We start from the raw sequence: 18,086 nt of genomic DNA, 5'->3' as shown, positions 1-18,086 counted from the left end.
CTGCTCTTCCTGGCGCTTGGCGGCTCCGGGGAGATCGGCATGAACGTCAATCTCTATGGCACCCAGGGCAAATGGGTGATGGTCGACCTCGGCCTGACCTTCGCCGACCCCGGCTATCCGGGGGTCGAGCTGATCCTGCCCGACCTCGCCTTCATCGAGGAACGCGCCAACGACCTGCTCGGCGTGGTGCTGACCCATGGCCATGAGGACCATATCGGCGCGATCCCCTATCTCGCCGCCGATCTCGGCGTGCCGCTCTACGCGACCAGGTTCACCGCCGAGCTGATCAAGGGAAAGCTCGACGAGGAAGGGCTGACCGGCAAGGTCGAGCTCCGCGTGATCGAGAATGAGGGCAGCTTCCAGCTGGGCCCGTTCGGCTTCACCTATGTCCCGCTCGCCCATTCGATCCCAGAGGGCAACGCGCTGCTGATCGAGACGCCCTATGGCCGCGTCTTCCACACCGGCGACTGGAAGATCGACGCCGCGCCGCTGCTCGGCGTGCCGTCGACCGCCGAGGAACTGACCGCGATCGGCGACAAGGGCATCCTCGCGCTGGTCTGCGATTCGACCAACGTCTTCAACGAGGAGGCGTCGGGGTCCGAGGCCGACGTCCGCAAGGGCCTCGACGAGGTGATCGGCGCGTGCAAGGCGCGGGTGCTGGTGACGACCTTCGCGTCGAACGCGGCGCGGCTCCAGACGCTGGGCGAGGTCGCGCAGGACACCGGCCGCAAGCTCTGCGTCGCCGGCCGCTCGCTCGACCGCATCATCCGCGTCGCCAAGGCGAGCGGCTATCTCAAGCATTTCCCGCCGCTGATCGACGTCGACGAGGCGATGCGCCTGCCGCCGAAGGAGGTGATGATCATCGCCACCGGCGGCCAGGGCGAGGCGCGCGCCGCGCTGTCGCGGATCGCCTTCGACAGCCACCCCATCAAGCTGTCGGCGGGGGACACGGTGGTGTTCTCGTCGAAGCAGATCCCCGGCAACGAGATCGCGATCGGCCGCATCCAGAACGCGCTCGCCGCCAAGCGGATCGACATGGTCACCGACCGGCAGGCCGAGGTCCATGTCTCGGGCCATCCGGGACGGCCCGAGCTCAAGGCGATGTACGAATGGATCCGGCCGGAGATCATCCTGCCGGTCCATGGCGAACTGCGCCACATGGCCGAGCAGGCCCGCTTCGCCAAGGGACTGGGCGTGCCGCACGGCATCGTCCAGTCGAACGGCACGGTCGTCCGCCTCGCTCCCGACGGGCCCAGGGCGATCGGCCAGGAGCGGGTCGGCCGTCTCGTTCTCGACGGCGACGTGATCCTGCCCGCCGACGGATCGACGATGAACGAGCGCCGCCGCGTCGGCCTCTACGGCTTCATCGGGGTCACGATCGCGCTCGACAAGAGCGGGCGGCTGAAGGGCGAGCCCGTCCTCCACCTGCAGGGCCTGCCGGTCGAGGAGGATCGCGGGGATTTCGTCGCCGACGCCTCGGACGCCGCGGCCGACGCGGTGGCCAAGGGCGGGCGCGACGAAGCCAAGCTCAAGGAAGCGGTCCGCCTCGCGGTGCGCCGCCGGGCGACCAGCTGGACCGGCAAGAAGCCGGTGGTCGAAGTGTCGATCATCCGGGTGTAGGAGGCGGCGATGAAGTTCACCTCGATCACCGCGATCTACATGCTGTTCTGGTGGGGCTGCCTGTTCCTGGTGCTGCCCTTCCGGCTGCGCACCGGCGCCGAGCCCGAGGCGTTCGTTCCCGGCCAGGCCGAAAGCGCCCCCCCGCGCTTCTCGATGTGGCGCACGGTGCTGTGGACGACGATCGTCTCCGCCGTCGTCTTCGCGCTGTTCTACGTCAACTATGTGAACGGCTGGATCACCGCCGATTTCTTCGACCTGAGCAGGTTTCGTTAGGGCCGCGGGGCTTTCGCCGCCTTGGGTGCGAAGCTGTCGCCGAAGAAGTCCTTCGCATACCAGCGCGGTGGGGTGTCGGCGTCGGCCATCGCGCGCATGATCCGGTAGTTCGCCTCGGCGAAGCGCGCGCCCGAATCCCAGTCGATCTCCTGGTTCATGTCGTCGCCGGGATGGTGATAGGCACCGCCCAGGAAGGCGCCCCATTGCTTCTCGCCGCCATTGGCGAAGCCGGTGGCGAGGAACACCGCGGGGACGCCCTGCTTGACGAACATATAATGGTCCGACCGGACGAAGATCGTCTCGGCCGGCATCGGATCGGGCGACAGGCCGATTCCCATCGGCGCGACCGCCCCGGCGACGATCGGCCCCAGGGTCGAATGGTCGGCGCCGAAAGCGGTGACGTCGGTGAAGCGGTAGAGCAGCAGCGGCATGTCGAGGTCGACATTGCCGACGATCGCCGAGATCGGCACGCTCGGGTGGCGCGCATAATAGTCGGCGCCGAGCAGACCCTTCTCCTCGGCGGTCGAGGCGAGGAAGATCAGCGAGCGGCGCGGGGCGACCGGGGCCGACGCGGCGGCGCGCGCCACCTCCAGCATCGTCGCGATGCCGGCGGCGTTGTCGAGCGCGCCATTGTTGATGCGGTCGGTATCGGGCGTGTCGCCGGGCCTGGCGGGGGTGATGCCGATATGGTCGAGATGCGCCGACAGTACGACATATTCGGCCTTCAGCGCGGGATCGCTGCCCGGCAGGATCGCCACGACATTGGGGCTGGTCACCCGCTTGGTGCTGCTGTCGCTCTGGATGCGGATGCGGGTCGTGAGCGCGAAGCCCTTCGGCCGCCCGCCCGGCTTGTCGGCCAACGTGCGGATCGCGGCCAGCGTCCGGGGCGCGCCTTCGAACAGCGCCAGCGCGGCGGGCTCGTTGACGGTGGCGGTGATGCGGATGCCGGGCGCCTCGTCGAACGCCTTGCCGTCGGCGCCGACCCAGGCGAAGCTCGGCTCGTCGGCGAAGTGGACGCTCTGTGCCCAGGGCCGGGTCTTCATCGACAGGATCGTGCCGACGCCGACCATGCCGATCGCGCCATGCGCCTGCGCCGCCTGCGCCTTGGTGGCGGCGGCGTGGGCCGCCTCCTCGCTCGGCAGCCCCTTCGGATAGCCGCGCAGGGTGACGACGATCTTGCCCCTGACGTCGAGCCCGGCATAGTCGTCGATGCCCAGCCGCTTGTTCTCGATGCCATAGCCGACGAACACCAGCGGCGCCGAGATGTCGAGCGCCGGCTCGTTGGGGCTGAGGCCGACCAGCACGTCGGTGCCGTGCGTCCAGCGCTGGGTCGCGCCGCCGGGGCCGGTGATGGCGATGCTGCCCGGGGTCGTGCCCGGGTCGGTCTGCTGGAAGGTGATCCGCTGATACCAGCTTCCGCCGTCGCCGCCCGGCTTCAGCCCCAGCGCCTCGAACCGGCTGGCGACATAGCGCGCGGCGATCTCGTGCCCGCGGCTGCCGGTGTCGCGGCCTTCGAGCAGGTCGTCGGCGAGGAAGGCGACGGTGGCGCGGAAGCTCTCGGGCGCGAAGGCGGGATCGTTCTGCGCCTGAGCGGTCGAGGTCGGCGCGCTTGGCGCCTGGGCCGTCAGGGCGATCGGCGATGCGAGCAGGGCGACGGCGGCGAGCGCGCCGATGGCATGAGCGGGTTTCACGGGCTGGAGCCTCTTTTGTCTATACAATAACGGGAGACCCTATCAGCGGCCGGTCCCTTGTCCAGTGCTGGTCGGCCGGGGCCGCGTCACCAGCCGCCGGTTTCCAGCCAGCGCTCGACCATCCCCAGCCGGTCGGACCCCCAGAAGCCTTCTTCGCCGACCCGGACGAAGGGCGCCCCGAACACCCCCTTGGCGATCGCCTCGTCGGTGCGCAGCCGCAGCGCCTCCTTCCATTGCGGATCGCGCGCCGCCGCGGCCAGCCAGGCGCCGTCGAGACCGAGCGCCGCGCCGATCTCGCCGATCCGCTCGGGAGCGGTGATGTCGATCCCCTGGCCGAACAGCGCGCGGAACAGGTCGAGCGCGAATTGCGGCGCGATGGCCGGTGCCGTCGCCTCGACCGCATAATAAGCGCGGGCCGGCGCCACCGACAGGATCGGGAAGCGATCGGGCAGGCGGAAGGGCAGGTCGTGCAGGCGCGACAGGCGCGCCCAGTCGTGGCGGCCATAATCGCCGCGCACCGGCTGCTCGGTCAGCGGCGCCATCCCGGTCAGCTTGAGCATCGCGCCGAGCAGGAACGGCCGCCAGGCCACGGCGCGACCGTGGCGCGCGGCGAGCGGCTCGATCTGGTGCGCGGCGAAATAGGCATAAGGCGAGCTGAAATCGAACCAGAATTCGATCGTCGCGCCGTCGCTGGATTCTGGCGTCGTCATTCTCGTCTCCCGACCGGTGGGCCGTCAGCGCTTCAGCAGGAACACCGCATGTTCGGCGCGCAGGTTCGCGGCCGCCTCGCCGCGCCGCCGGTCGCCCGACAGGAACCAGGCGCGCTCGACGGTGATGCCGCGTTCCTTCACGAAGGCGCGGAAATCGTCGATCGTCAGCTGGTGGATGTTCTGCGTCTCGTACCAGCTGCCCGGCAGCGCCGGGGTGACCGGCATGCGGCCGCCCCAGGCCAGGCTCAGCCGCACCCGCCAATAGGCGAAATTGGGGAAGGAGACGAAGGCGCGGCGGCCGATCCGCATCAGTTCGCCGAGCACCTTGTCGGGCGCGCGGGCGGTCTGCAGCGTCTGGCTGAGGATCGCATAGTCGAAGGCGTTGTCGGGATAGTTGACCAGGTCGGTGTCGGCATCGCCCTGCACCACCGACAGGCCGCGCCCGACCGCGAGGCTGACATTGGCCGGATCGATCTCGATCCCGCGCGCGTCGCAGCCCCGGCCGCGCAGCACGTCCATCAACTCGCCGTCGCCGCAACCGACGTCGAGCACGCGCGAAGCGGGGGCCACGTGCGCGGCGATGATCGCCAGGTCGGGGCGCAGCTCGCTCATCGCGGCGAACCGGAGGGGCGGGCGGGGCTCATGCGGCTTCCCCCGCGCGCAGGAAGCCGTCGACCACCCGGTTGAGCTCGGGCACGTCGAGCAGGAAGGCGTCGTGGCCGAAGGGCGAGCTCAGCTCGACGAAGCTGACGGGCGCGCCAGCGGCGTTGAGCGCATGGACGATCGTGCGCGATTCGGCGGTCGGGTAGAGCCAGTCGGTGTCGAAGCTGACCAGGCAGAAGCGGGTCCCCTTCGATCCCCGGAAGGCGTTGGCGAGCAGGCCGCCATGTTCCTCGGCCAGGTCGAAATAGTCCATCGCCCGGGTGATGTAGAGATAGGAATTGGCGTCGAACCGGTCGACGAAGCTGATCCCCTGGTGGCGCAGATAGGATTCGACCTGGAAGTCGGCGTTGAAGCCGAAGCTCTTGGCGCCGTTGGCGTTGTTCGGGCGCGCCTGCAGGCGGCGGCCGAATTTCTCGGTCAGCCCGGCTTCGGACAGATAGGTGATGTGCGCCGCCATCCGCGCCACCGCGAGGCCGGCGGCGGGCGGGTCGGCCGCGGCGTAATAATCGCCGCCGTTCCATTTGGGATCGGCCATGATCGCCTGGCGGCCGACCTCGTGGAAGGCGATGTTCTGCGCCGAGTGCCGCGCCGCGCCGGCGATCGCGACCGCCGAGCGGACCCGCTCGGGATAGGTCGCCGCCCATTGCAGCACCTGCATCGCGCCCATCGATCCGCCCACCGCCGCCGCCAGCGTGCCGACGCCGAGATGGTCGAGCAGCATCGCCTGCGCGCGGACCATGTCGCGGATCGTGATGACCGGGAAGCGCATCGCATAGGGGGTGCCCGTCGCCGGATCGAGCGTGGCCGGCCCCGAGCTGCCGAGGCAGCTGCCCAGCACATTGGCGCAGACGATGAAGTGGCGCGCCGGATCGATCGGCTTGCCCGCCCCGACCATGCGCGTCCACCAGCCCGGCTTGCCGGTGATCGGATGGGTCGAGGCGACATGCTGGTCGCCGGTCAGCGCGTGGCAGATCAGGATCGCGTTCGATCCGTCCCCGTTCAGGCTGCCATAGGTTTCATAGGCGATCTCGACCGGCGCCAGCCTGGCGCCGCCGTCCAGCCTCAGCGGGCCGGGCAGGGTCGCGGAACGGGCGAGGCCGAAGCGGCTGTCGTCGGTCATGGACTTTCGGCGCTAGGACGGGGCCGGGGGAGTGTCAATGAGGGGACGGGCGGTGCCGTCACCTCCTTCCGTCATGCCAGCGGAGGCTGGCATCCATGTCTGTTGTCTTCTCAGGTGCCATCTGGCCGATAAGAGACATGGACCCCAGCCTGCGCTGGGGTGACGTGCTTGGGGGAAGAGGCACCGCAAGCATTGCGGCCCGTCCCCTTCCCCCGTAAAGCGCGCGCATGACCAAGACCCTCGCGCCCAAGCCCTGGATCGAAGCGATCGCCCCCTATGTGCCGGGGCGGTCGGCCACCGACGACGGCCGCAAGGTCGCCAAGCTCTCCTCGAACGAGAATCCGCTGGGCACCAGCGAGGCGGCGCGCGCCGGCTTCGCCGCCGGGGCCGCCTCGCTCGAGCGCTATCCCGACGCGTCGGCGGCGGCGCTGCGCGAGGCGATCGCCGCCGCGCATGGCGGGCTCGATCCCGCGCAGGTCATCTACGGCACCGGATCGGACGAGATCCTCCACCTCGCCGCCGGCGCCTATGCCGGCCAGGGCGACGAAATCCTGTACGCGCGCTACGGCTTCGCGGTCTATCCGATCGCGGCGCAGCGGGTCGGCGCGGTGCCGGTGCAGGCGCCCGACCGCGACTATGCGACCGACATCGATGCGATGATCGCGCATATCACGCCGCGCACGCGGGTGATCTTCCTTGCCAATCCGAACAACCCGACCGGCACCTATGCGCGCCGCGAGGAGATTGCGCGCCTCCACGCCGCGACCCCGGCCGACTGCCTGCTGGTGATCGACCAGGCCTATGCCGAATATCTCGAGCCAGACGAGGACGATGGCGGCCTCGCGCTGGCGCGGTCGGCGCCCAACGTGCTCGTCACGCGGACCTTCTCGAAGATCTACGGCCTCGCCGCCGAACGGATCGGCTGGGGCTATGCCGGCGCGCCGGTGATCGAGGCGCTGCACCGCATCCGCGCGCCGTTCAACGTGACGACCGCCGGGCAGATGGCGGCGATCGCGGCGCTGGGCGACACCGGCTTCGTCGAGCGCAGCCGCGCGCACAATGCACGGTGGCGCGCCTGGTTCGAGGGCGAGATAGCGGGCCTCGGCAACCAGGGCCTGCGCACGGTACCGAGCAAGGCCAATTTCTCGCTGGTCCTTTTCGAGGGCGAACTGACCGCCGAGCAGGCCTATAAAGGGCTGATGGACGCGGGCTATATCGTCCGCTGGCTGCCGGGGCAGGGCCTGCCCCAGGCGCTGCGCATCACCATCGGCACCGAGGAGGAGATCCGCGGGCTGATGGCGGTGATCCGGACGCTGGCCGGGGCGGCGGGCTGATGCTGCCCTTCGCGCGGGTCACGATCGTCGGGCTGGGGCTGATCGGCTCCTCGATCGCGCGCGCGGTCCAGGCGCAGATGCCGACGGTGCGGCTGACCGGCCACGACGCCAGCCCCGAGGTGCGCGAGCGCGCGCGCCAGATCGGCTTCTGCGACGACGTCACCGACACGGCGGGCGCGGCGGTGGTCGATGCCGATCTCGTCATCTTCTGCGTGCCGGTCGGGGCGATGGCGGCGGCGGCGGCGGAGATCGCCGACGACCTGCCCGCCGACGCGATCGTCAGCGACGTCGGCTCGTCGAAGGAAAGCGTGCTCGCGGCGCTCGGCGGCGCGCTTCCGGGCGCGACGATCATCCCCGCCCATCCCGTCGCGGGCACCGAGAATAGCGGGCCCGACGCGGGCTTCGCGACCCTGTTCCAGGGCCGCTGGTGCATCGTCACCCCGCCCGAGGGCGCCGATCCGGTGGCGGCCGAGCGGGTCGCCGAATTCTGGCGGCGGCTCGGCGCGAATGTCGACACGATGGACCCGCGCCACCATGACCGGGTGCTCGCCGTCACCAGCCACCTGCCGCACCTGATCGCCTATACCATCGTCGGCACCGCGTCCGACATGGAGGAGGTGACGCAGAGCGAGGTGATCAAATATTCGGCGGGCGGCTTCCGCGACTTCACCCGCATCGCCGCGTCCGACCCGACGATGTGGCGCGACGTGTTCCTCGCCAACAAGGAGGCGGTGCTGGAGATGCTCCAGCGCTTCAGCGAGGACCTGACCGCACTCCAGCGGGCGATCCGCTGGGGCGACGGCGACACGCTGTTCGACCTGTTCACCCGGACCCGCGCGGTCCGTCGCTCGATCATCGAGCAGGGCCAGGACGACGCCGCCCCGGACTTCGGCCGCTCGCACTGAGCCGGCGGGCAGGGCGGCGCGCGCCGGGTCGGGCGCGGGCCGGTGACAATTTTGCCGCCCAAGCGAAATCTCGTCGCAAATGGCTCATTCCGTTCTTGTAACAATATGTTCGCTTTATTAGCTGCATCCCCGCAACCGTTAGACAGAAACATGAAGTTTCAATGAGTTGCTAACAAATCCGTCCCCGAAGACGGAATGTTCGATACAAGGGGTACTTATCTTGAAAATGATCCATATCGCGGCCGCCGCCGCGGCTATCGTCGCGACTCCGGCCTTCGCCGCCGATTTCGCCGGGCCCTATGTCGGCGCGGGCATCACGCTCGACAACGTCCAGGGCTCGGGCGCGCTCGAAGGTCTCGGCTTCTCGGGCGTCGGCGCGACCGCGTTCGGCGGCTACAACCTGCCGCTCGGTGGCTCGACGTTCGCCGGCGTCGAGGCCAATGTCGATCTGAACACCGCCGATGCCGCGGGCATCGAAGCCAAATGGGGCTGGGGCGTCGGCGCCCGCTTCGGCTACAAGCTCAACGAGGGCACCGCGCTCTATGCGCGCGCCGGCTATGCCCGCAGCAAGATCGCGGCCTTCGGCTTCAGCGATTGGGGTGACGGCGTGCGCTACGGCGCGGGCATCGAAACCGGCGTGACCGACCGCGTGTCGCTCCGCGCGGAGTTCACCCAGACCAACTATGAATCGGACATCATCAACAACCAGGGCACCCTGGGCGTGGTGTTCGGCTTCTGACGGGGCGCTAGAAGGGCCCGACCGATCGGGACGGAAGAGCGCGGGACGCTCCCGTCCGGATCCGGGCCTGCCAGGGAAGGGCGCCGGCATGCCGGCGCCCTTTTCCGTTAACGGACGTCAGCGTTCCAGCGCGTTCATCGCGGCGTGGGTCCGCGCCTCGATCTCGGCGCGGGGAAGGCCGGCGGGGAGCGGCTCGCCGAAGCGGATCGTGATGATGCCGGGGCGCTTGAGGAAGCTGTTGCGCGGCCATATCAGGCCGCTGTCCAGCGCGATCGGCACGACGGGCAGCCCGAGCGCCTTGTAGAGGCCGGCGAAGCCCGGCTGGAGCGGCGGCTGATCGCCCGGGGCGACGCGGGTGCCTTCGGGGAAGATCAGGATCGAGCGGCCGCTGTCGCGCGCGGCGGCGGCGGCGCGCATCATCCGGCGCAGCGCCTTGGCCGATCCGGCGCGGTCGACCGGGATGACGCCCTCGCGCTTCGCGATCCGGCCGAACAGCGGGATGTCGGCCAACTCGCGCTTGAGCACGGTGGCGGGGTCGCCGACGACGAGCAGCAGTTCGAGCGTCTCGAACATCGACTGGTGCTTGGCGGCGAACAGGTGCGGGCCGGGCGGAATCGTGCCCTCGACCCGCGCGCGGATGCCGAGGAGCAGGCGCGCGCACCAGCGGTGGAAACAGGCCCAGCGCAGCGCATGGCGGCGCAGCGGCGCGTCCCCGAACGGCGCGACGAGGAAGGCGGTCAGCACCGCTACCGCCGTCCCGGGGTAAAAGAAGAGGGCGAACAGGGCCGAGCGCAGGGCTGTCATCATATTCCGATCAGGGCGGCGACCCGCCGCAGCAGATATTTGTTATATTCGCGGACGAGGTCGACGAGGCCGGGCTCGGTCGGCACCGCGTCGGTGACGATCTCCAGCCCGTCGCCGGTCGCGTTCTTCAGGTCGAAGCGCGCGCGCACCATGTGCCAGTCCGACGTGACGAGCCGGATCGACCGGTAGCGCCGCCGCGCGATCCAGTCGGTCGCCTCGGCCGCGTTGGACCGGGTGTCGACCGATTCATGGCCGAGATCGACGCAGCAGGCGACCAGCGCCATCGGCGCCTTGAACTGCAGGGCCAGCTCGTGCGGGCGGACCCGCCGGTCCGCGCCCGAGATCAGCAGCCTTTTCGCGCGCTTCGCCTCGAGGAGGGCGAGGCCGCGTTCGACCCGGCCGCGGCCCCCGGTCATCACGACGATGCCGTCGGTGACGATCCCGTCGGGGGCGGGCTGGGGCAGGAACAGCGCGAAGGCCATGAAGCCGGCGATCCACAGCAGGAGGGCGGCCGCCGCCGCGCGGACGATCACAGCCGCCGCCTCAGCGCGAGGATGATCGTCATCCGCGCCGCGACCATCGCCAGCAGGGTACCGGCGAGCGGCAGCAGCGCCAGGACGCCCCAGGCGGCGAGCGGCAGGTCGACCGATCCGATCAGGTCCGATCCGACCTTGGCGATGCGGTCGCCGACCGCGAAGATCACCAGCGAGGCGAGCAGAAGGCCGACCATCCCGCCGAACAGTGCGTCGGTCGCGATGCGTCGCTGGAAGAGCTGGGCGATCTGCGCGTCGGTGGAGCCGAGATGGTGCATCACCTCGATCGTCGCCTGGTGGGTGTTGAGCGCCGACCGTGCGGCGAGGACGACGGTGAACGCCGCCGCCGCCGCCATCAGCAGGACGAGCACGGCGGCGAGCCAGCGCAGCGAGGCGATCAGCCCGGCGAGCGGCGCCAGCCATTGCGCATGATCGTCGATCCGCGCGCGCGGGCTGATCGCCAGCACGGCCGCTTCGGCCGCGCGCTGGGCGTCGGCGGCGCCGGGGGCGAAGCTGACGTCGATCATCGCCGGCACCGGCAGGTCGTTGTCGGCGAGGCCGGCGCCGAGCCAGGGGCGCAGCAGCTCGGTCATCTCGCGGTCGCTGATCCGGCGGACGATGGCGACGCCCGGCAGCCTGCCCACCGCACCGACGACGCGGTCGGCGGTCGCGTCGCGGCGGGCCTGGTTGGCGTCGACGATCTGGACGGTGATCTGCCCCGACAGATGCGAATCCAGCCCGCGCGCGGCGAAGCCCAGCGCCAGGCCCGAGGCCGCCGCCAGCACCATCAGGAACATCATGATCGCGATCACCCAGGGCATCGGCCCCGACAGCCAGCCCTCGGGCAGCAGCCGGCGGCCCGCCGCGCTCGTCAGCCAGTTGCCCGATCCTCTGCCGAACAGCGGCATCAGCGGGCACCCCCGACCGATTCGACGGGCCGGGAGCCCTCGAGCCGCCCATCCTCGAGCGTGATCGTCTGGGCGTGGTGGACCCTCGGGATGAGGTGCAGGTCGTGGGTGGCGACGACGATCGTCGTGCCGAGCTTGTTGAGCGCCTCGAACAGGTAGAGCAGCCGCCCCGCCATGTCGGGATCGACGTTGCCGGTCGGCTCGTCGGCGACGAGGATCTCGGGCCGGCCGATCACCGCGCGGGCGATCGCGACCCGCTGCTGCTCGCCGCCCGACAGCGTGGCGGGCCTGGCATAGGCGCGGCCCGACAGGCCGACCCATTCGAGCATCTCGCGCACCGGCGTGTCGATATCGGCCTCGGCGACGCCGTTCACCCGCAGCGGCAGCGCGATATTCTCATAGGCCGACAGATGCGGGATCAGGCGGAAGTCCTGGAAGACGGTGCCGATCCGGCGGCGGAATCCGGGAATGCGCGCGCGGGGCAGGGTGACGACGTCCTCCCCGAACATGCGGATCAGCCCGCGGCTCGGCCGCTGCGCCAGGTAGATCAGCCGCAGCAGCGAGCTCTTGCCCGCGCCGGAGGGCCCGGTCAGGAAGTAGAAGGCGCCCGCCGCCAGGCCGAAGCTGAGGTCGCTCAGCGTCTCGGCGCCGGCCCCGTAGCGCAGGCCGACATTCTCGAACTGGACGATGTTGGCGGCGCCCGGCCTCATCCGCCCAGCCTCATCCTATCGACACCCTGCGCATGGGCGAGCCATGGCACAGCATCGTCCCTCCCGCAAATGCTTGCAGGTGGAGTCCTGTCAGGGTTAGGGAAGGGAGCGCATGATACTCATCTGTCCCGCCTGCCAGACACGCTATCTCGTCCCCGATGCCTCCATCGGGGCTACCGGACGTCAGGTGCGCTGCGCGAGCTGCCGCCATAGCTGGTTCCAGGATCCGCCCGAGGCCCCCGCCGGCTCCCCCGCCGAGCCGCCGGCGCCCACCACCGTCGAGCCGGTGCCGCCGCCCGCGACCGCGGACAGCGAGCAGCCCGAGGCCGACGTCCAGGCGCGCTACGACGAACCGGAGGAGGTCGCCCCCATCCACGACCGGGTGCCCGCGCTCCTCGGCCGGCAGCGTCGCAATACCGCGAAGCTGCTGACGATCGTCTCGATGATCATCGCGCTGGTGCTGGTCGCGGCGATCGGCGCGGTCGTCGCCGTGGGGCCCGACAAGCTGGCCGAGCGGCTGGACCTCGTCCCCGCGCCGGTGCCGCTGCTGATCGAGATGACCGGCAAGCCCGAGCGGCGCGAGACCGCGAGCGGCAACGAGCTGCTGGCGGTGACCGGCCGGATCGTAAACCCGACCGACCAGCCCCAGCCGGTGCGCGACATCCGTGCCGAGCTGCGCGACACCCAGGGGCGCACCGTCTACAGCTGGACGATCACCCGGCCGGTGCCGATGCTGGTCCCCGGCGGATCGGCCGAGTTCGACAGCGCCGCCGTCGACATACCGCGCGGCGCGAAGAACCTCCATCTGAGCTTCATCGGCCCGACCGGAAGCTAGGGCGGCGCGGCATCGCCGCTCTTCCCAGCGATTGCGGGGATCGATCGCTTCCCCCAAACGTCATGCCAGCGAAGGCTGGCATCCATGTCTGCTTTCTTCTCAGATGCGATCGCGTGTGAGGAGAGACATGGACCCCAGCCTCCGCTGGGGTGACGGCAATAGAAGGATGATGAAACCATGCGCATCGGCGTGCTGACCGGCGGCGGCGACGTTCCGGGACTCAATCCCTGCATTCGCTCGATCGCGCTGTCGGCGCTCGACCGCGGATGGGAGGTGATCGGCTTCAAGCGCGGTTGGCAGGGCTTCCTCGAGATCGACCCCGACGCGCCGGAGAGCGTCGCCGCCCACAGCATCGTGCTCGACCGCGAGGCGGTGCGCGGCATCGACCGGCGGGGCGGGACGATGCTCCACACCTCGCGCACCGATCCGCGCACCGTGCCGGGCGGCGACCGCACCGGCCATGTCCTCAAGGTGCTCGACGCGCTCGGCGTCGACGCGCTGATCACGCTCGGCGGGGACGGCACCCTGCGCTTTTCGGCGCATCTGTCGGCACAGGGCTTCCCGGTCGTCTCGATCCCCAAGACGATGGACAACGACGTGTTCGGGACCGACTATTGCATCGGCTTCTCGACCGCGATCACCCGGTCGGTCGACGCGATCAACGCGCTCCGGACCACCGCCGAGAGTCACGAGCGGATCGCCATCGTCGAGCTGTTCGGGCGGCGGAGCGGCGAGACCGCGCTGCTCGCCGGCTTCCTCGCCCAGGTCGACCGTACGGTGATCGCCGAAGTGCCGGCCGATCCCGAGCTGCTGCTGCCGCTGCTCGCCGCCGACCGGCGTAGCCGTCCGGGCGCCTATGCGATGTGCGTGATCTCCGAGGGCGCGAAGCTGGTCGGCGACGAGACCGCCGACGGCGAGCGCAAGCTGTCGGCGACCCAGCGCAGCGAGGCCGCGGTCAGCCGCCGGCTGGCGCTGATGATCGAGGAGCGGGCGAAGGAAGGGACGATCGTCCAGCAGCTCGCCTATCTGATGCGCTCGGGCGATCCCGACGCGCTCGACCGGATGGTCGGCTTCGCGTTCGGCGGCCTCGCCATCCAGAAGATCGAGGCGGGCGAGACCGGGCGGATGCTGGCGCTGCGCGACGGCAATTACTGCCATGTCCCGATCGACACGCTGCTCGGCGGCACCAAGACGGTCGACGTCGACAGGCTCTACGATCCCGCCCGCTACCGGCCGAAGCTGACCCATGTCGAAGGCATGCCGATGTTCCTCTACTGACCGCGCCCGCCGGCGCCTGCCGGGCGGGATCGGATATTTCTCGACATGGCCCATTGCGCCCCGCGAAACGCTTTGCTAGTGGCCCGGGCCTGCCAGCATCCCGGGCTTCCGGGATTCTCCTCGGTGTGCGGTCGTGGCGGAACTGGTAGACGCGCAACGTTGAGGTCGTTGTGGCCGAAAGGCCGTGGAAGTTCGAGTCTTCTCGACCGCACCAAACAGTCCCAAGTCATCGTATAACTGAATTTTCCCTTCGGGGGCCCGAGGATGGGCCTTACCCGCTGGACAAGCGGGACATCAGCCTTGCGACGGTCGTCCCCGACGGGGTGTGATCCTTGCGATAGGCTATCTCGGCCAGGATCGAGCGGAAGAAGGGCGACGAGCTGGCATAGGCCAGGTTCCAGTCCGCAAAGCGTCGCCGTTCGATCCTGCCGTCCCACAACGTCTTGACGTCGGCATGTCGATCGTCGCCCAGAATCTTGTTCTGGATCTTGATCACATTCGCTTGCGGGCCCTCGATCACCTGCGCGAAGGTACGCTCGGCGAGCATCAGGGCGCCCGAGAGATCGAGCCGTGCGTTATTCCTGCGGGACACTTCAACGATCGCCCGAACGCCGGCGTCGGTATCGGACGGACCGAGGAGGCTGCGGCTGATGTAGATCCAGCTGTATAACGACGATTCGGGAAAGCCTTCGACCCTTGGCCCACGCCGATCGGCTTCGCCAATGGCATGCGGGTCGAGCAACAGGAGGTCGAGCGCCGCGAGCAGTTCCGCTCTGTAATGCGGTTTTTGCAGCACAATGCCCTCGGGCACGGCATGCGCCGCCGCGAGCGCGGCGCTGTCGCCGGTCATGTAGATCACCGCCAGCGCCGCATTGAGGCCGCGCGCCAGCTTGGCCACCTGCCACCCATCCGGGCCCAGGCCCAATCTCACGTCCGTCACAAGGGCGTCGAACGTCGAGGCCGACTGCTGGAGGATGGCTATCGCTTCCGTTCCATTCTCCGCCATCTCGACGGCGTAGCCCGCATCCTCGAGATCGTCCGCCACGAGCATGCGGATAAGAGGCTCATCCTCCACGAGAAGAATTCGCTGCGGGCAAACCATCTTCGCTCCTTCATCCAAGGGCCCGGAGAACCATGCGGGATCGAGCATGTTCCGGACTCGTTCGCGACACTCGGCCAAGGCATGGCGCAGTCACATCTATGTCCAATAGTGAACATTTGGAAGCATGGCCTGCGGTCCCCGCAATGCCACTTTCGCGCGGCGCGCGGGCGCCACGGATCGCCCTATCGCCCGTAGCGGCGAATCCGGGCCCGCCGCAGGATCCTGTCCTCCAGCGAGTAATAGAGCCAGATATCCTCCCCCATCACGAGGCAGGATGCCGCGAAGGCGATGTCGGTCGCGTCGCGGCTCTTCGCGGGGGGCGGCATGACGATCGGTTCGATGCCGCGCCCGGTCACGCGGCCGAAGTCGGGGGAGAAGCTGATCCAGCCGATCCGCCACCGCGCGTCGGCCGTGGCGCCGTTGTAGAACATGACCGGGTCGCGCCCCTGCTGCTGGACGATCGGGCCGGTCGAGAGGTGCCAATTGTCCCAGGCGTCCTCGCGGATCGAAAAGGGATCGTCGACCACCGTCCACGGTCCCTCGGCCGTCGGGCCGACCGCCATTCCGATTCGCGAGGCGTCGTCCCTGGCATATTCGTAGAACAGCCTGAATCGCCCGTCCGAACCCTGTGCGAGGGTGGCTTCCTTGATATTGCCTTCCCCCCGAGGCGCCTTGAGCATCACGCGCTGTTCGTGGAGCGCGGTGAGCTTCGGCCCCTTCGCGACGAGCAACGCGCCCTGCGATCGCGCGGCGTCGACGCCCGTGTAGAAGACGAGATAGGCGCCGTCCTCGCCGCGCACCACGGTCGGATCTTCGCATCCCCCCGCGTCGTCGGGATTCGGCCCCGGCACGATCGCGGCGGAGTCCTGCATCCGGAAGCATGTCCCATTGTCGGACTCCCCCGCCCAGATGACGCCCGTGGGATCGGCCGGACCCAGCGGGTTGGGCAGCACCCGGACCAGCAGGCGGTAGACCGGGCCTTCGGTCCAGACGAACGGACTCATCAGGTCGTGGTGGGCCAGCCGCCCGTCCGGGCCGGCGATGTCCAGCGTCACCTCCTGCAGTTCCTCCACGGCATAGGCCACCATCGCGTCAGGCGCCCTGCGCGACGGTGAGCGACAAGGCGCCGTCGATCGCGACCGTGGTCCCGGTGATATATCCGGCCGCCGGAGACAGAAGGAACAGGATGAGGTCGGCGACCTCGTCCGGCGTGCCGGCGCGGCCCCACGGGATGGCCGCTTCCTTGCGCTTCAGTTCGCCGGGGTCGTCGAGCGCGCTCTGGTTCATCGGGGTCAGGATCATGCCGGGCGCTATGCCGTTCACCGCGATGTGCCGGGGCGCCAGTTCCAGCGCCAGCGTCGCGGTGAGCTGCGCCAGGCCGCCCTTCGCGGCGTCATAATCGACTCCGCCGGCGCGCGGCGCGCGTTCGTGGATCGACGATATGTTGACGATCCGGCCGCCGCGGCCCGTCTTGCCGAGCGCGCGCACCAGGCGCCGGCAGGTCAGGAACGGGCCGTAGAGGTCGGTGCGGATCAGCCGGTCGAACTGGGCGAGAGCCATGTCCTGCACCATCACGCCCGACATGTTGAGGCCCGCGGAATTGACCAGCAGATCGACCGCGCCGAACCGCTGCTCCGCCAGCGCGAAGACCGCATCGACCGGCTGCTCCCGGCTTATGTCGGTCCTGGCCGCGGCGGCCTGCCCGCCCTGCCCGACGATCTCGGCGACGACGGCGTCGGCGGCGGCGGCGTCCTCGAAATAGGTGAGGACGACCGGTACCCCGGCTCTGCCCAGCTTGATCGCCGCCGCGCGACCGATCCCCGATTCGCCGCCGGTGACGATCGCGACGGAGGCCTGGTCGAAGGACAGGGTGGGGAGTGCCATGCGCCAATAACACGCGGATGCGCTTCGAGTGCCCTGACGTGCGCGGCGAGAGCTGTCGTCATGCGCTATCGGCGCGGCCGCTGGCCCGCTCCTCGAGGATGGTTTTCCGGAAGGCCTCGCCGGTCGGCGACAGTTCCTCGTTGTGGATCAGCCACAGCGAACTCGGCGCGGGCATCGCGAAGGAGCGGTGGACGACATTCTCGACATGCAGCCGGGCCATCGACTGGGCGATGATGGTCGGTCCGAAGCCGGCGGCGACCAGCCCCAGCAACGTCGCCAGGCTTCGCGCCTCATGGGCGATCTTCGGCACGAACCCGGCCTCCTCGCACAGCGCGAAGAAATGCTCGGTGAAGCCCGTTCCGTTGGGCGGCCCGTAGAGAACCAGCGGTTCGTCCTCGAGGTCGGCGATGCGCGGCGGCTCGGCCCGGCGGGCGAGCCGGTGGTCCTCGGGCAGCGCCAGGATCATCTCCTCACGCTGCAGGCACTGCGCCACCATGCCCGCGGGCAGGACCGGCGTCCGATAGTCGCGGACGATGCCGATATCGAGCTGGCGGGTACGAACCCCTTCGATCTGTTCGTCGCGGCCCTGTTCGCGCAGGATCAGCTCGACATCGGGATAGCTCTGGCGAAAGCGGTGCAGCGCGCGGGCAACGAGCGGCACGAACGGTCCCGAGGTGGTGAAGCCCAGCCCGAGGCGGCCGATCTCGGCGCGATGGGCGAGCCGGGCGATCTGCGCGGCCTTGTCGGCCTGTTCCAGCGCCTTGCGCGCCTCGGGCGCGAACAGGCGCCCGGCCTCGGTCAGGCGGACGCGCCGGCTGGTGCGATCGAACAGCCGCACGCCCAGCTCGTCCTCGAGCGCGCGGATCTGCTTGCTGAGCGGCGGCTGCGAAATGCCCAGGCGCTGGGCCGCGCGGCCGAAATGCATCTCGTCGGCCACGTGGAGGAAATAGCGCAAATGCCGCAAGTCCATCGATCAA

The 18,086-nt window shown here is 69.6% G+C and carries 19 protein-coding genes and 1 tRNA gene; 8 read left to right on the top strand and 12 right to left on the bottom strand.

The features are described 5' to 3' along the window. Window positions 1–39 precede the first annotated feature (39 nt). The gene (locus ASE22_RS16110; protein WP_156397179.1) at window positions 40–1,620 is read left to right on the top strand and encodes a ribonuclease J; all 1,581 of its coding nucleotides are present in this window, start codon (window positions 40–42) and stop codon (window positions 1,618–1,620) included. A gap of 9 nt (window positions 1,621–1,629) precedes the next feature. After that, entirely contained in the window at window positions 1,630–1,893 is a 264-nt protein-coding gene (locus ASE22_RS16105; protein WP_056361830.1) for a DUF1467 family protein, read from the top strand. On the opposite strand, the gene ASE22_RS16100 is transcribed toward ASE22_RS16105, so the two are convergent. The 4 genes from ASE22_RS16100 to metX form a co-directional block, all read right to left on the bottom strand. Further along, a complete protein-coding gene (locus ASE22_RS16100; protein ID WP_082545351.1) occupies window positions 1,890–3,584 on the bottom strand; it encodes a M28 family metallopeptidase in 1,695 nt (564 codons plus the stop codon). The genes ASE22_RS16105 and ASE22_RS16100 overlap by 4 nt on opposite strands. An 86-nt stretch (window positions 3,585–3,670) precedes the next feature. Beyond that, a complete protein-coding gene (locus ASE22_RS16095) occupies window positions 3,671–4,294 on the bottom strand; it encodes a 2-hydroxychromene-2-carboxylate isomerase (RefSeq protein ID WP_056361829.1) in 624 nt (207 codons plus the stop codon). 24 nt (window positions 4,295–4,318) lie between these two features. Next, window positions 4,319–4,906: a methionine biosynthesis protein MetW gene (gene metW / locus ASE22_RS16090; RefSeq protein WP_056361827.1), complete on the bottom strand. Its 588-nt coding sequence runs from the start codon at window positions 4,904–4,906 to the stop codon at window positions 4,319–4,321. Between the two features lie 28 nt (window positions 4,907–4,934). Further along, on the bottom strand, window positions 4,935–6,077 hold the full coding sequence (gene metX / locus ASE22_RS16085) for a homoserine O-acetyltransferase MetX (RefSeq protein ID WP_056361825.1): 1,143 nt from the start codon (window positions 6,075–6,077) through the stop codon (window positions 4,935–4,937). A 227-nt stretch (window positions 6,078–6,304) separates the two neighbouring features. Between metX and hisC the strand changes: the two genes are divergently transcribed. The 3 genes from hisC to ASE22_RS16070 all read left to right on the top strand — a co-directional run bounded on the left by hisC (window position 6,305) and on the right by ASE22_RS16070 (window position 9,055). Beyond that, entirely contained in the window at window positions 6,305–7,411 is a 1,107-nt protein-coding gene (hisC, locus tag ASE22_RS16080; RefSeq protein ID WP_056361824.1) for a histidinol-phosphate transaminase, read from the top strand. Next, window positions 7,411–8,316 (top strand): prephenate/arogenate dehydrogenase family protein, encoded by a 906-nt coding sequence (locus tag ASE22_RS16075; protein WP_056361823.1) that lies wholly within the window; start codon window positions 7,411–7,413, stop codon window positions 8,314–8,316. The genes hisC and ASE22_RS16075 overlap by 1 nt, the downstream gene beginning before the upstream one ends. A 226-nt stretch (window positions 8,317–8,542) precedes the next feature. Next, window positions 8,543–9,055 carry an outer membrane protein gene (locus tag ASE22_RS16070; protein WP_235536463.1) on the top strand — a complete coding sequence of 171 codons (513 nt, stop codon included), beginning with the start codon at window positions 8,543–8,545 and terminating at the stop codon, window positions 9,053–9,055. Window positions 9,056–9,172: 117 nt separating this feature from the next. Here the strand turns inward: ASE22_RS16070 and ASE22_RS16065 are convergent, their stop codons facing one another. From ASE22_RS16065 to ftsE, 4 genes are read right to left on the bottom strand one after another with little or no spacing between them, the layout of a single operon-like run. Then, complete coding sequence (locus ASE22_RS16065) at window positions 9,173–9,859, bottom strand: lysophospholipid acyltransferase family protein (protein WP_056362477.1); 687 nt, start codon at window positions 9,857–9,859, stop codon at window positions 9,173–9,175. Beyond that, entirely contained in the window at window positions 9,859–10,392 is a 534-nt protein-coding gene (locus ASE22_RS16060; protein WP_056361819.1) for a YdcF family protein, read from the bottom strand. Before ASE22_RS16060 ends, ASE22_RS16065 begins: the two co-directional genes overlap by 1 nt. Further along, entirely contained in the window at window positions 10,389–11,300 is a 912-nt protein-coding gene (locus ASE22_RS16055; protein ID WP_056361816.1) for a cell division protein FtsX, read from the bottom strand. The genes ASE22_RS16060 and ASE22_RS16055 overlap by 4 nt, the downstream gene beginning before the upstream one ends. Continuing rightward, a complete protein-coding gene (gene ftsE, locus ASE22_RS16050; RefSeq protein ID WP_056361813.1) occupies window positions 11,300–12,010 on the bottom strand; it encodes a cell division ATP-binding protein FtsE in 711 nt (236 codons plus the stop codon). Before ftsE ends, ASE22_RS16055 begins: the two co-directional genes overlap by 1 nt. Window positions 12,011–12,122: 112 nt before the next feature. Between ftsE and ASE22_RS16045 the strand changes: the two genes are divergently transcribed. The 3 genes from ASE22_RS16045 to ASE22_RS16035 all read left to right on the top strand — a co-directional run bounded on the left by ASE22_RS16045 (window position 12,123) and on the right by ASE22_RS16035 (window position 14,337). Then, window positions 12,123–12,845 carry a zinc-ribbon domain-containing protein gene (locus ASE22_RS16045; protein WP_056601619.1) on the top strand — a complete coding sequence of 241 codons (723 nt, stop codon included), beginning with the start codon at window positions 12,123–12,125 and terminating at the stop codon, window positions 12,843–12,845. Between the two features lie 177 nt (window positions 12,846–13,022). Beyond that, a complete protein-coding gene (locus ASE22_RS16040; protein ID WP_056361802.1) occupies window positions 13,023–14,123 on the top strand; it encodes a 6-phosphofructokinase in 1,101 nt (366 codons plus the stop codon). 127 nt (window positions 14,124–14,250) lie between these two features. Then, window positions 14,251–14,337, top strand: a tRNA-Leu gene (locus tag ASE22_RS16035). Window positions 14,338–14,394: 57 nt separating this feature from the next. Here the strand turns inward: ASE22_RS16035 and ASE22_RS16030 are convergent. The 4 genes from ASE22_RS16030 to ASE22_RS16015 form a co-directional block, all read right to left on the bottom strand. Next, window positions 14,395–15,273, bottom strand: coding sequence for a BLUF domain-containing protein (locus ASE22_RS16030; RefSeq protein WP_082545352.1), 879 nt, complete (start codon window positions 15,271–15,273; stop codon window positions 14,395–14,397). A 134-nt stretch (window positions 15,274–15,407) separates the two neighbouring features. After that, on the bottom strand, window positions 15,408–16,313 hold the full coding sequence (locus tag ASE22_RS16025) for a glycosidase (protein ID WP_056361796.1): 906 nt from the start codon (window positions 16,311–16,313) through the stop codon (window positions 15,408–15,410). Window positions 16,314–16,317: 4 nt separating this feature from the next. Then, window positions 16,318–17,109: an SDR family NAD(P)-dependent oxidoreductase gene (locus tag ASE22_RS16020; protein WP_056361791.1), complete on the bottom strand. Its 792-nt coding sequence runs from the start codon at window positions 17,107–17,109 to the stop codon at window positions 16,318–16,320. Window positions 17,110–17,167: 58 nt separating this feature from the next. Further along, the gene (locus tag ASE22_RS16015) at window positions 17,168–18,079 is read right to left on the bottom strand and encodes a LysR substrate-binding domain-containing protein (RefSeq protein ID WP_056361788.1); all 912 of its coding nucleotides are present in this window, start codon (window positions 18,077–18,079) and stop codon (window positions 17,168–17,170) included. Between the last annotated feature and the right edge of the window lie 7 nt (window positions 18,080–18,086).

It is taken from the genome of Sphingomonas sp. Root720 (assembly GCF_001428605.1).
Lineage (GTDB): Bacteria > Pseudomonadota > Alphaproteobacteria > Sphingomonadales > Sphingomonadaceae > Rhizorhabdus.
Note: the sequence above shows the minus strand (reverse complement) of the source record. Positions and strands in the feature narration are given on the sequence as shown.

Coding starts and splice junctions, on each gene's coding strand:
- ASE22_RS16110 (WP_156397179.1), top strand. CDS start 40: ATGAACGTCAATCTCTATGGCACCCAGGGCAAATGGGTGATGGTCGAC.
- ASE22_RS16105 (WP_056361830.1), top strand. CDS start 1,630: ATGAAGTTCACCTCGATCACCGCGATCTACATGCTGTTCTGGTGGGGC.
- ASE22_RS16095 (WP_056361829.1), bottom strand. CDS start 4,294: ATGACGACGCCAGAATCCAGCGACGGCGCGACGATCGAATTCTGGTTC.
- metW (WP_056361827.1), bottom strand. CDS start 4,906: ATGAGCGAGCTGCGCCCCGACCTGGCGATCATCGCCGCGCACGTGGCC.
- metX (WP_056361825.1), bottom strand. CDS start 6,077: ATGACCGACGACAGCCGCTTCGGCCTCGCCCGTTCCGCGACCCTGCCC.
- hisC (WP_056361824.1), top strand. CDS start 6,305: ATGACCAAGACCCTCGCGCCCAAGCCCTGGATCGAAGCGATCGCCCCC.
- ASE22_RS16075 (WP_056361823.1), top strand. CDS start 7,411: ATGCTGCCCTTCGCGCGGGTCACGATCGTCGGGCTGGGGCTGATCGGC.
- ASE22_RS16070 (WP_235536463.1), top strand. CDS start 8,543: ATGATCCATATCGCGGCCGCCGCCGCGGCTATCGTCGCGACTCCGGCC.
- ASE22_RS16065 (WP_056362477.1), bottom strand. CDS start 9,859: ATGACAGCCCTGCGCTCGGCCCTGTTCGCCCTCTTCTTTTACCCCGGG.
- ASE22_RS16055 (WP_056361816.1), bottom strand. CDS start 11,300: ATGCCGCTGTTCGGCAGAGGATCGGGCAACTGGCTGACGAGCGCGGCG.
- ftsE (WP_056361813.1), bottom strand. CDS start 12,010: ATGAGGCCGGGCGCCGCCAACATCGTCCAGTTCGAGAATGTCGGCCTG.
- ASE22_RS16045 (WP_056601619.1), top strand. CDS start 12,123: ATGATACTCATCTGTCCCGCCTGCCAGACACGCTATCTCGTCCCCGAT.
- ASE22_RS16040 (WP_056361802.1), top strand. CDS start 13,023: ATGCGCATCGGCGTGCTGACCGGCGGCGGCGACGTTCCGGGACTCAAT.
- ASE22_RS16030 (WP_082545352.1), bottom strand. CDS start 15,273: ATGCTCGATCCCGCATGGTTCTCCGGGCCCTTGGATGAAGGAGCGAAG.
- ASE22_RS16025 (WP_056361796.1), bottom strand. CDS start 16,313: ATGGTGGCCTATGCCGTGGAGGAACTGCAGGAGGTGACGCTGGACATC.
- ASE22_RS16020 (WP_056361791.1), bottom strand. CDS start 17,109: ATGGCACTCCCCACCCTGTCCTTCGACCAGGCCTCCGTCGCGATCGTC.
- ASE22_RS16015 (WP_056361788.1), bottom strand. CDS start 18,079: ATGGACTTGCGGCATTTGCGCTATTTCCTCCACGTGGCCGACGAGATG.